An 11,831-nucleotide genomic window follows, 5' to 3' on the forward strand; every position below is an offset into this window, starting at 1 on the left:
AATGTGACGCGGCCCTCGACGCGGTGCGAACGACCCGCGGCGCGCCCCGGCATGGCCCTGGTCGCCGCCGCACTGTCCGCGTTGTGCACCCTCCTGTTCCCCACCGCGTCCGCCCGCGCCGACACCCCCCTCGACCTGGACTCCGGCGGCCGCATCACCGACACCGTCGGCGCCCTCGGGCACCGCCGCGGCCAGGTCGAGGCCGCCCTGGACCGGCTGCACGCCACCCAGCACGTCCAGCTGTACGTCACCTACGTCCACGACTTCTCCGGCCGCAACGGCCACGACTGGGCCGACGCCACCGCCGACCGCAACGGCCTCGGGCCGCACGACGTCCTGCTCGCCATCTCCACCTCCGGCCGCCAGTACGCCGTCTCCGCCGCCGAGGACTCCGGCTTCCGCCAGGACCAGCTCTCCACCGTGGCCGCCCTGGCCATCTCCCCCGCCCTCAAGGAGCACGACTGGGCCGGGGCCGCCATCGGCGCCGCCGACGGCTACCGCGCCGTGCTGCGCGGCGAGCCGGTCCGCACCCCGCTCATCAAGCCCGGCAGCAGCGACCCGGGCGGGGACGGGCTGCTGCCCGGCGACCGCCGGCTCTGGGTCCCCCTGGCCGGGGGCGGCGGGCTGTGCCTGGGCGGGCTCTACCTCGCCTCGCGCCGCGCCACCCGGCGCCGCCGCGCGGCCGACTACCTGCTGGACGAGGACCCGTACCCGCTGGTCGCCACGGCCACCCCGCGCGGACTCGCCCGGATGGCCCAGCCGCTGACCCCGCTGACCGAACTGGACGCGGAGGCCTGCCGGAACCTCGTCGACACCGACGACGCGGTCCGCACCAGCGCCGAGGAGCTCCACTTCGCGACCGCCCAGCTGGGCCGGCCCGCCACCCGCCCCTTCGCCGAGGCCGTGGAGTGGGCCCGCAGCGAACTGGCCGACGCCTTCCGGCTCCGGCAGCAGCTGGACGACGCGCCGTACGAGGACGAGGACGCCCGGCGGCACGCCCTGGACGACATCTGCTCCCGCTGCACCAGCGCCAACCGCCGCCTGGACGCCGAGTCCGCCGCCTTCGACCGGCTCCGCGGCATACGGGCCAACGCCGCCGCACTGCTGGTACGGGCCGAGGCCGCGGCCCGCGCCCTGGCCCCGCGCCTGCGCACCGCCGAGGCGGCGCTGGCGGCCGTCGCCGCGCACTGCCCGGAGGCCGCCCTCGCCCCCGTCGCCCGCCACCCGGCCGAGGCCCGCGACCGCCTCGCCTTCGCGGGCACCGCGCTCACCGAGGCCCGTGCCGCCCTGGCCGACGGGGACGCCGAACAGGCCGTCGTCTCCCTGCGCGCCGCCGAGGCCGCCCTCTCCCAGGCCCGCACCCTGGTCGCCGCCGCACTCCGGCACGTCCGCGAACTCACCGGCGCCACGGCCCGGTTGCACGCCGTACTGCGCACCATGGCGGACGCCGCGCGCGACCCCCGCGAGGTGATCCGCGCCCTCGACCCCCTGGAGGCCGCCCGCGGCGAGGCCGCCGCCGCGCGGGACTTCGTCGCCACCCACCGGGGCGCGGTCGGCTGCCCGGCCCGCACCCTGCTGGCCGAGGCGGAACGCCGCCTGGCCCTGGCCCGGGGCGACCCCGCCCAGGCGGCCCACGCCACGACCCTGGCCCGCGAGGCCCGGACCCTGGCGGAACACGACGTGGCCGGCTACGACACCCCCGCCCACGGCGTGGGCGGCGCCCTCCTGGGCGGCATCATCCTCGCGGGCCTCCTGCCCCCGACCTTCGGCGGCGGCTCGACCCGGGGCCGCTTGGGCGGCTGAGCGCTCCGCGGGAAGTGCAGTGCGTCGACTGCGGGCTCGTCGTGGCTGGTCGCGCAGTTCCCCGCGCCCCTTCGGGGCCGCGATCACGCACTGCACAAGTACCGCGCCCCGAAGGGGCGCGGGGCTGTTACATCATGCGGCTCCGCCGCGTGGGCGCGAGCAACCACAGCCGACCCGCACCGTCAATACAGGCTCAGCAACGCCTCAACCGCGTCCGGCGGCGGCGAATCCCCGTCCGGCAACGCCATTTCGAACCACACGGTCTTGCCCCGAGGAATCCGCCGACTCCCCCAGGCCGCACTCAGCAGCCCGACGAGCTGGAGGCCCCGGCCTCCTTCGTCGGTGTCGCGCGCCCGACGGCGCCGCGGCTGGACCAGCCCCCCGTCCCACACCTCGCACACCAGCGTGCGGTCCAGCAGCAGCCGCAGCCGGATCTCGCCCTCGCCGTACCGGAGCGCATTGGTGACGAGCTCGCTGACCAGGAGTTCGGTGGTGTCGAGGAGGGCGTCCAGCTCCCAGGCCGTCAGCTGGTCGCGGGCCAGCTCGCGGGCGCGGGCGACCGAGCGGGGCTCGGGCGGCAGGGTCCAGTCGCCGACCCGGTCGGGCGGCAGGCCCCGGACCTTGGCCATGAGCAGGGCGATGTCGTCCTCGCCGTGATGGGTGTCCAGGGCACCCAGCACGTGGTCGCAGACGTCCTCCAGCGGGCGGCCGGGGTCGCGCAGGGCCTCACGGAAGGCCTCCAGGCCCTCGTCCAGCGGGTGGTCCCGGGACTCGACCAGGCCATCGGTGTAGAGGGCGAGCAGCGCGCCCTCGGGGAGCTCGACGACCGTCTCCTCGAAGGGCTCGCCCCCGACGCCCAGCGGCATGCCCGGCGGCACGTCCAGCAGCATCGCGGGCTCGCCCTCCTCGACCAGGACGGGCGGCAGGTGCCCGGCGTTGGCCACCGTGCAGCGCCGGGTGACCGGGTCGTAGACGGCGTAGACGCAGGTGGCCAGGTAGACCTCGGAGAGGTCGGAGGGCCGGATGCTGCCGCGCACCCCGCGCGGGGCGGACTGCTTGCCGCCGGGCCGGCCGAGACCGTGGGCGATCTCGTCGAGCGCGGAGAGCACCTCGGCCGGCTCCAGGTCGAGCATGGCCAACGTACGCACGGCGGTGCGCAGTTCGCCCATGGCGACGGCCGCGCGCAGGCCGCGTCCCATGACGTCGCCGACGACCAGGGCGGTGCGGTGCCCGGGCAGCTCGATGACGTCGAACCAATCACCGCCGATCTCGGTGGCCGCGTTGCCCGGCAGGTAGCGGCAGGCGATGTCGAGGCCCGCGGCCTCCGGGTCGCCCGGGGGCAGCAGGCTGCGCTGGAGGATCAGCGCCCGCTCGTGCTCGCGCCGGTAGAGCCGGGCGTTGTCGATGCAGACGGCGGCGCGGGCCGCCAGCTCGACGGCAAGGGCGGTGTCGCGCTCGCCGAACGGCTCGCTGCCCTTGGTGCGGGAGAACTGGGCCAGCCCCACCACGGTGTCCCGGGCGACCATCGGCACCGCCAGCGTGGACTGCACGACGGCGCCCAGCTCCGGGCCGCCCTCGTCGCCGTCGCGGCAGGGGACGTTCTGCACGTGGGCCGTGCGCAGCGCCTGTGCGCAGGGCGAGTGGAACGGGTACCGGTGCACCTCGCCGACCTGGACGGACTTGTGGTCCCCGTCCACGGGCACTCCGGAGACCGCGCTGGAGTAGGCCACGCGCCGCAACTCGCCGCTGCCGTCGGCGAGTCCGGGCGGCGCCTCGTCGCCGACGAGCAGGCCCTGGTAGAGGTCGACGGAGGCCAGGTCGCAGAACTGCGGGACGGCGACGTCCAGCAGTTCGCGGGCGGTGGTCTCCAGGTCCAGCGAGTTGCCGATGCGCGCGCCCGCCTCGTTGAGCAGCGCGAGGTTGCGGCGCACCCCCGCGGCCTCGCGCTCCGCCCGGCGCCGTCCGGTGACATCGGTGGCGATCGCAGCCACGCCGATCGGCCGTCCGCTGCCGCTGTGCAGCCGGTACAGCGACACCGACCAGCGGCGCCGCTCGTGCCGGCCGGGCACGGGCCCGACGAGCTGGAGGTCCGCCACCGGCTTTCCGGAGTCGAGGACCTGACGCAGCGCGGCCGTCAGCCGCTCGGCCTCGATGCGGGGCAGGAAGTCGTGCGGGGTGCGGCCGCGGTGCCAGTCGGCGGGGCGGCCGAAAGCCTGGGCGAAACTCTCGTTGACGCGCAGCAGGGTCAGGTCCGTACCGACAAAGAAGAAGCCGAGCGGAGATTGGCCGAAAACGGCTTCCGAAGCGGCAATGTCGGTCTCTATTCCGCGCAACGCCCTGACGTCGACGGCCACACAGAGCGCCGAGCGCTCGCCGCGCCGGTTCTCACTGGGCATCACATAGATCTCGGCCAGGCCCTGCTGCCGGCCGGCGTCACCGCGCTGGTAGGGCACCAGGCCGGTCCAGGCGCGCCCGTCGAGGCCGCCGTCGCCCAGGAACGGGGTGTCGGTCAGCGGCCTGCGGCGCGCGGCCGGCGCGGGGGCGAGCACGTCCAGCGGATCCCTGCCGACGGCCTGCCGGGCCGCTATGCCGAACAGCTCCGCGGCCCGTTCGCTCCACTGCTCGATACGCCCGTCGGGTCCCAGCGAGAACGACGCCACACGAATGTGGTCGTAGAGGGAACCGGGCGGACTGTTCTGCCACATCGCCGTGGCGCCCGTACCCTCCGGACCGCCCGCTGCAGTACCCGCTGGCTTTTCGCTCACGTGCCCGTCCCCTCCGGCTCATGTGCTCGCACCGGCATCAGAAGCCCGAGTATCCAGCACGGCGGGCCCTCGGAACACGGACTTCACGATCACAGCACGGTCTCAACCCGCTATGTCTTCTCCCCGCGTCAGGAAGTCGGCAAGCTCAGCTCGAACCACACCGTTTTGCCGGTAGTGGCGGGCCGGGTGCCCCAGCGCCGCGAGGCCAGGGCGACGAGCTGGAGTCCGCGGCCGCCCTCGTCGTCTGCGCCCGCGGGGCGCTCGCGGGGCGGGTCGGGCACGGGGTCGGAGACCTCGACGAGCAGGGTGGGGCCGGCGTGCGAGTACATCCGGACGCCGATGGGACCGCTGGCGTATCGCAGGGAGTTGGTGACCAGCTCGCTGACCAGCAGGACCGTCACGTCCGTGACCGCGTCGAGACCCCACTCCCGCAGGGTGTCGCGGACGAGGGTGCGCGCCGTCCGCACGGCACCGGCCTCGGCGGGAAAGGTCCACTCGGCGAATCCGGGCGTCGAAGCCAGGGTCCCTGCGCTGTCGCTCACGCCGACCACTTCCCAGACCGCTGCGACCCCGCCGGTATGACCGGCTTTGGGGATAATAATCAGCACATACCCGGTATGGGGGGCGGCCTATCGTGATCTGCGGCGTCTGTCCGCGGAGCATGCCACGTTCGGCGTAATGAGGATCCCTTCGCCGTGGGGTCCTCCACCGGTTCACCGGGGCAGCTTCTCCAGCAGCCTCATGGCAGCCGCCACCGCGGGACGGTCCTGGTCCAGCCAGTCGACCTCGTCGACGCGGTCGGGGGTGAGCCAGCGCAGTTCGTCGTGGTCCTCGAGGGGGCGGGCCTCGCCCGACAGCAGCCGGGCCGTCCACACCTGGAGGACGTACCCGGGCTTCAGGGGCCACTCTCCGGCGATGCGCTCCAGCGGCTCGGCCTCGACGCCCAGCTCCTCGCGCAGCTCCCGCACGAGCGCCTCCCGGGGCGTCTCGCCGGGCTCCAGCTTGCCGCCGGGCAGCTCCCAGCGGCCGGCCAGCTCGGGCGGGGCACTGCGCCGCGCGGCCAGCAGCCGCCCCCGGTCGAAGACCGCTCCGCCCACCACCACACGCACCGTAGCCATGGCGGGAAAGTCTAGGCGCTCCTACGAAAGTTCCCCGCGCCCCCCTGGGGGGGCGCGGGGAACTTTCGTGTGCGGTCTAGGAGACCGCCCGGCCCACCCGCTCCACGATGTAGAGCTGCCGGTTGCCGTGGGCGTCCAGCCGGTCGGCGACCCGCTCGGCCTCCGTCCGGGTCGCATAGCGCCCGACGCGGTAGCGGTTGCCGTTCTCGTCCTGGCGGATCACCAGCCAGGGCAGGACCGGTCCGGTGTCAGTCATCGCCCCTGCCCTCCCGCCGAAGCTGCGCGCACCGGCGCACGCCCTTCGGCGCCTCCCGAAGAAACCGCAGTCCGCATATGCCCGAGCGTACGCCCGACCTTTACGCAGCGGATACGGGTTTTCACGAAGAGGTACGCATTTGGCCACCGAGGGTGGCCGCACGCGTGCTTACTTGACCTTCTCGGTCTCCGCCTCGGCGGCCGCCTCGGCCTGCTCGGCGACGAGCATCTCCTTCTCGGTCTCCACAAGCGTGGGGTTGCGCCACGCGCTGCGCACGCCCCACACATAGAAGGCGAGGGCGATCACGACGACGACCGCGATGTCCCAGCCAGGCGCGAGGTAGCCCTTGCCGCCGAACTCGGTGCCGCCGGCCCAGGAGACCGCGGCCATCACGAGCAGGTAGGCGACCATCCAGACGCCGGCCTGCAGGTGCGGCTTGAGCTCGGCCCACGGCTTGCGCAGCTCGTACCAGGCCCAGATCGGCAGGCCGACGGCCATGATCAGGATGACCTTGCCCGTGAGCGGCCAGCGGGCCCAGTAGAGCACCAGGGAGCCGAAGGTCATCGCGACGGGCGCGATGACCGGCATCGCGCGCAGCATGACCGGGCGCTTGATGTCCGGGGCGATGCGGCGCAGCGACATCACGGCGACGGGGCCGGTGATGTACGAGATGACGGTCGCGACCGAGACGATCTCGGCGAGCGAGCCCCAGCCGCGGAAGACGGCCAGGAAGATGAAGGCGACACCCAGGTTGAGCAGCAGGGCCGGGCGCGGGACGCCGGTCTTCTTGTCGACCTTGCCGAAGATGCCGGGCAGGTGGCCGTTCTCCTGGACGCCCTGGACCATCCGGGAGGTGGTGGCGGCGTAGATCATGCCGGTGCCGGACGGGGAGATGAAGGCGTCCGCGTAGAGCACGATCGCGAGCCAGTTCAGGCCCCAGGCGATGGCCAGGTCGGCCAGCGGCGACTTGTAGATCGTGCCGAGCCCGGACCAGCCGTGCTGGGCCAGGTCGGAGGACGGGACGGCCATCAGGAAGGCGATCTGCAGCGCGATGTAGATGACCAGCGCGATGAGGATCGAGCCGATGACGGCCTTCGGCAGCGACTTGCCCGGGTTGCGGGCCTCGCCGGCCATGTTCAGCGGGGACTGGAAGCCGTTGAACGCCCAGACGATGCCGGAGAGCGCGACCGCGGTGAAGACCGAGCTCCAGCCGTTCGGGGTGAAGCCGCCGGCCGACTCGATGTTGTGCGTGTCGAAGTGCGACAGCATCAGCGCGCCCGCGGTGAGCGCGGGGACGACGACCTTGAAGATCGTGATCGCGTTGTTGGTCTTCGCGAACAGGGTGATCGCGAACCAGTTGAGGAAGAAGTAGAAGAGCAGCAGCACGGAGGCCAGCGCGACACCGCTGCCGGTCAGCTCCTTGCCGTCGTAGAGGGACTTCGCCCACTCCCACTTCCAGGAGCTCATGTACTGCACGGAGGCGGTCGCCTCGCCGGGAATGACGGAGACGATCGCGATCCAGTTGGCCCAGGCCGCCAGATAGCCGGCGAGCGAGCCGTGCGAGAGCTGGCCGTAGCGGACCATGCCGCCGGCCTTCGGGAACATCGCGCCCAGCTCACTGTAGGTGAGCGCAATGGTCAGTGCGACGGCCGCTCCGATGACCCAGGCGAGGATCGCCGCAGGACCGGCGATGGCCGCGGCGCGCTGGGCGCCGAAGAGCCAGCCGGAACCGATGATCGACCCGAGGCCGATGGCCGTCAGGGCCACCGGACCGAGCGTCCGGCGGTAATTGGAGTGCGAACCCGCTTCGGTACTCAAGCCCCGGATCTCCTTTTCTTTCTTACTCCCCCACGGCAGGACACAAACCGCGCCATCGTACGAGCGATTTCGCCGAGTTGGTTCCGCAAAATGGCTCTGACCTGGGCGTCTGTGAGTTTTGCAACACCGGAAGGGCCTCTTCCATACCGGGGTGAACCCAGACAGAAGGGGCCGTTCCTACCCGCTGGTACGGACCATGACAAGGGGTTTCCGGAGCCCTGGAACCTGACTGCGAAGTCAGTTCATGTGCACGTCACGGCTACTTCACCGGGAGGTGGTAAGCGACGCGATAGCGCTCGGCGAGCATCACCACGTCCGCCGTCTCGACCGGACAGCCGCCCGCGAAGTACGTCCGCGAGACCACCAGAACGCAGTGCCCGGGCACCCCGCCGAGCGCCAGCGTCTCCTCCGCGAGACCCGGCCGGGCGCCCACCTCCTCGGTGACGTTGTCCACGACCAGGTCGATGGCGGCCATCCGCTCGACCACGCCGCGGCCCGCCAGCGGCCCCTCCTCGGGCAGCATCACGGGTGTACGCCCCGTGACCGTCAGAGGCTCCCAGGAGGTGGAGAGCATCACGGGCTCGCCGGCGGAACGGAACAGGTAGTGCGTGCGCATCACGCGGTCCCCGGGAGTGATCCGCAGCCGCCGCGCAATGGCCGCGTCCGCCATGCCCTGCTCGCTGCGCGACTCCCAGGTGCCGCCGACCCGCTCGTCGGCCTGCTCCTGCCGGAAGGGCGTCGAGTCGCCCAGCGCGCGATACCCCGTGCGCACCACGGCCCGCGGCACGGGCTGCTCGCGGACGTACGTCCCGGACCCGGAACGCCCCTCGACCAGGCCCTCGGCCATCAGGACCTTGCGGGCCTCCAGGGCCACCGTGTCCGAGACGCCGTACTGCTCCCGGATCCTCGCCTGGGAGGGGAGCCGGGTGTGCGGCGGCAGCTCGCCCGCCACGATCTTCTGGCGCAGATCGCCGGCCACACGGAGATATGCGGGCTGGTCACCGAATGCCACGTCCACTCCCAAGGGGTTGACAGTCCGCAACAGCTTGGCAACCGTCGGTTGCGGAGCGCAACTCTAGGCCAACGAATCACCGGATGTGGTGAATTGCAGGTCGGCGGTGCGTAGTTGAGAAGCAGCGGCACATGCGGGGAGCACGCACCGGGAGCACTTCTGCATCGATGCGGGGCGGGTCGCGGTCACGGGGAGTCAGGAACGCGAAAGGGCCGGACCCGAAGGACGCTGCTGGCTAATTCGGCCCCTGCTTTGCCCCGTCGAGCATCAGCTCGACGGGGCAAAGTCGCGCGAAGTGGCTGGTGCGGGTGCGGGCTCGTGGTGTGCCGGTGAGATGGGCGTCGATGCGGGTGAGGTTGAGGGCTGCTGCGGTGAACTGGTGCTGGAGACTGGTCTTCGCCAAACCCCGGTAACGGGATCTGCGCAGGCCGCAGCGCCCGACGGCCTGCGAGATGGTGCCCTCGACACCGGCGCGGATCTTGTAGCGCTCTTTCCAGGCGTCGGTCTGCTGCTCGGCGCGGATGCTGCGGATGGCGTCGTGTTCGGCCCGGTGCTGCCGCAGCATGATCTCCCGACCGCGGCTGGAGGCCGACTTGATGCATGAACGCCGGTCGGGGCAGGGGCCGCAGCGGCTGTCGGGAAACCGCACACGGATCACCGGCAGGCCCTTTGAATCGGTGCGGGGATACCACTGCGTGGCGGTGGCCCCGCTGGGGCAGGTGGCCTGCCTGCGTTCCCAGTCGATGGTGAACGCGTCCAGCCCGAAGGCGCCGTTGGCCTGGGCCGAGGTGTTGCCGGTCAGCGGCCCGTGCAGTTCGACGCCGTGATCGTTGCGGGCGGCGAGGACGCGGGCGGCGGTGGGATAGCCGGCGTCCACCCAGTGCTCGCTGGGCAGGCAATTTCTGGCCGCGAGGGACGTGTGGATCTCGTCGTTCATCATGCTGTCCGCGACCGTGGCCACGGTGGTCGCCACGTTGGTGACCAGGTTCGGCACGTCCTCACCACAGGTCTCGGTGAGATGGACTTTGTACCCGTCCCACTTGGTGTCCCGCTTGACACCGACCCGAGCGTCCAGGTCATAGGGGGTGACCAGGCGCATCGCGCCCGGCGGCCGGTCTTTTGGGTCCCTGCACCTCACCTCCCCCTCCACCACCGAGAACTCCTGCACCCACACTCGGCGCAGGGCCTCTACTTCCTGAAGCTCGTGCAGTCCCGCCGGGGCATCGGCGGCGCGGACCGCCTGGAGCAGGTGCATGCCGTCCCGGCCGATTCGGGCTCCCACTTCGTCTCGCTTCGCGCTGGCTTTGGGAAACCGGGAGTCCTCGGCCCGCGTGGCGTAGTGGCGGAACCAGTCCGGCCCCGCGACCTGCACCAGCCAGTCGCCAGCGGTCTGCGCAAGAGCGTTCAGCGCCGCCCGCAACGTCTCCGCCACCAGTTCCAGCCGACGCAGGTCACGTGCCGACGACAGCACGTGCGAGGAGTCCGTCCGGGCCCGGCCCGCGCTCTTGAGCAGCCCCTTCTCCCGGGCCGCGGCCAGCACACCATCCAGCACCCGACGCCCGCCGTCCGAGGCGGCCAGCCGGTCCCGGAACTCCGACAGCACCGAGAAATCGAAGCCTGGATCGTCGAGTTGAAGCCCGAGCGCGTACTTGTAGTCGATCCGCGCCCGAACCGCCTCCGCGGCCTGGCGGTCGGTCAGCCCCTCAACGAACTGCAGCACCGACACCAGAGCCAGCCTGGCGGGAGACCAGGCAGGCCGGCCACGCACAGCAAACAGATCCGCGAAGTCCTCGTCACGGAACAGCACCCCGAGCTCGTCCCGCACCCGGATTGCCAGGCTCCCCTTCGGGAACGCGGCGCGAGCCACCCGCACCGTCTCTGCCGGAATCTCCCCCGGACCCTTCGGCTGCATCGACATCGACACCCACCCCCCCCGTGCGCAAAAACGTCGGTCCCCACGACCACAACCGGGTTATGAGGACCGACGTCACGCGAGAGACCGAATAGACCAACAGCGTCCCGAAGGTCCGGCCCCGAAGGCGCTGCGGCCGTCAGACGTTGAAGCGGAACTCGACAATAAGCCTTTTATCTGCAGAAACGCGGGCGCATCCAGCACCTGTCCAGCACGGTGCATTCACGGCCAAGAATTTGCACATGTTCCGTCAGATGTGTTGCCAAAAACCGGAAAAGCCCAGAACGCCTGCAGGCCGAGAGTCCGGCCGGGGCGCGCAGCGAGTGGGCGGCGATGCTGGTGTCGGCGTTGTCAGTGAACTATCCCTTGCGGAGGTGAAGGATACCCGCCGCGAACTCCACTACCTCCAGTCCTCACTGGACATCGCCGTGCGCGTCGGCGATCACCTTGCCCTGCTCGGCGGACAACAAGCGGGCCAGCCCGTCCTTCTCCCGCTCGGCGAACTGAAGGGACCGCATCAGGACCCGGGCACGGTGCTGCGGGGTTCACTAGCCCCAATCGAGTTGCGCGTTGGCGGCGTTGGCGATGACCGCTCCATCTCGGTACAACTCGCGGGACACCAGGGCCTGGACCTCGCCGGTGTTGGGACCGTACACCTCGCCGTGCGCCCCTGAGGTTCCCGGGGTGTGCTTGCCGCCGAAGAAGTGAGTCAACTCGCGCACGGAGGCCCGTTCATGCTCGCGGACCATGGCTGCTTGCTCTCTCAGGAGGGATCCGGGGATGGTGCGCCGCCCCCGGCATACGTACGCGGGTGGCGTACGCATGCCGGGGGCGCGAGATCGCGTATGGTCAAAATCCTGTCAGAGGGTGGGTTCGCCACGGTCGTGGGTACACACCGGTGCCATGCGCGTCAGCCCCACCCTCGTGGACAACACGGAACATCCCGCGGCCGGTATCCTGACTCCCGGATCAGCGCGCGCCGTCCACGTTCCCGGCGTCCAGCTCGTCAGTGGCGTCCTGCTCGACGGCGCGCTCCCCAGTCGCCGTGAGGGGACCGTGCCGGATTCACACCGACTTCCCTGCACTGCGGGTCGTACGCGGCTTCACGGAGCCGAGTCACCCTCCGCCTGCATCTCGGGTGCGGCCT

The 11,831-nt window shown here is 71.6% G+C and carries 8 protein-coding genes, 1 pseudogene and 1 riboswitch; of the genes and pseudogenes, 1 reads left to right on the forward strand and 8 read right to left on the reverse strand.

The genetic code is table 11. The features are described from left to right. Positions 1-3 precede the first annotated feature (3 nt). Positions 4-1,803: a TPM domain-containing protein gene (locus ACMATS_RS14045; RefSeq protein ID WP_414168071.1), complete on the forward strand. Its 1,800-nt coding sequence runs from the start codon at positions 4-6 to the stop codon at positions 1,801-1,803. A gap of 182 nt (positions 1,804-1,985) precedes the next feature. Here the strand turns inward: ACMATS_RS14045 and ACMATS_RS14050 are convergent, their stop codons facing one another. The 8 genes and pseudogenes from ACMATS_RS14050 to ACMATS_RS14085 all read right to left on the reverse strand — a co-directional run. Further along, the gene (locus tag ACMATS_RS14050) at positions 1,986-4,508 is read right to left on the reverse strand and encodes a SpoIIE family protein phosphatase (protein ID WP_414170721.1); all 2,523 of its coding nucleotides are present in this window, start codon (positions 4,506-4,508) and stop codon (positions 1,986-1,988) included. A 188-nt stretch (positions 4,509-4,696) separates the two neighbouring features. Further along, complete coding sequence (locus ACMATS_RS14055) at positions 4,697-5,119, reverse strand: ATP-binding protein (protein WP_171080048.1); 423 nt, start codon at positions 5,117-5,119, stop codon at positions 4,697-4,699. Between the two features lie 162 nt (positions 5,120-5,281). After that, positions 5,282-5,686, reverse strand: a complete 405-nt coding sequence (locus ACMATS_RS14060; protein WP_336415464.1) for a (deoxy)nucleoside triphosphate pyrophosphohydrolase — start codon at positions 5,684-5,686, stop codon at positions 5,282-5,284. Positions 5,687-5,762: 76 nt separating this feature from the next. Further along, on the reverse strand, positions 5,763-5,942 hold the full coding sequence (locus ACMATS_RS14065; protein WP_171080009.1) for an SPOR domain-containing protein: 180 nt from the start codon (positions 5,940-5,942) through the stop codon (positions 5,763-5,765). 168 nt (positions 5,943-6,110) lie between these two features. Beyond that, complete coding sequence (locus ACMATS_RS14070; protein ID WP_390776320.1) at positions 6,111-7,760, reverse strand: APC family permease; 1,650 nt, start codon at positions 7,758-7,760, stop codon at positions 6,111-6,113. Positions 7,761-8,019: 259 nt separating this feature from the next. After that, positions 8,020-8,772 (reverse strand): GntR family transcriptional regulator, encoded by a 753-nt coding sequence (locus tag ACMATS_RS14075; RefSeq protein WP_390776319.1) that lies wholly within the window; start codon positions 8,770-8,772, stop codon positions 8,020-8,022. A 235-nt stretch (positions 8,773-9,007) separates the two neighbouring features. After that, the gene (locus ACMATS_RS14080) at positions 9,008-10,690 is read right to left on the reverse strand and encodes an IS1182 family transposase (protein WP_414168012.1); all 1,683 of its coding nucleotides are present in this window, start codon (positions 10,688-10,690) and stop codon (positions 9,008-9,010) included. A gap of 287 nt (positions 10,691-10,977) precedes the next feature. Then, positions 10,978-11,433, reverse strand: a pseudogene (locus tag ACMATS_RS14085) (aldehyde dehydrogenase family protein); the annotation flags it as partial. A gap of 202 nt (positions 11,434-11,635) precedes the next feature. Continuing rightward, positions 11,636-11,764, reverse strand: a riboswitch (cobalamin riboswitch). Positions 11,765-11,831: the final 67 nt, after the last annotated feature.

It is taken from the genome of Streptoverticillium reticulum (assembly GCF_047456005.1).
In the GTDB taxonomy this organism is placed as follows: domain Bacteria; phylum Actinomycetota; class Actinomycetes; order Streptomycetales; family Streptomycetaceae; genus Streptomyces; species Streptomyces reticulum.

What these genes read in the sequence shown, in the direction of transcription:
- ACMATS_RS14050 (WP_414170721.1), bottom strand. Translation starts at nt 4,508, where the DNA reads ATGTGGCAGAACAGTCCGCCCGGTTCCCTCTACGACCACATTCGTGTG.
- ACMATS_RS14060 (WP_336415464.1), bottom strand. Translation starts at nt 5,686, where the DNA reads ATGGCTACGGTGCGTGTGGTGGTGGGCGGAGCGGTCTTCGACCGGGGG.
- ACMATS_RS14065 (WP_171080009.1), bottom strand. Translation starts at nt 5,942, where the DNA reads ATGACTGACACCGGACCGGTCCTGCCCTGGCTGGTGATCCGCCAGGAC.
- ACMATS_RS14080 (WP_414168012.1), bottom strand. Translation starts at nt 10,690, where the DNA reads ATGTCGATGCAGCCGAAGGGTCCGGGGGAGATTCCGGCAGAGACGGTG.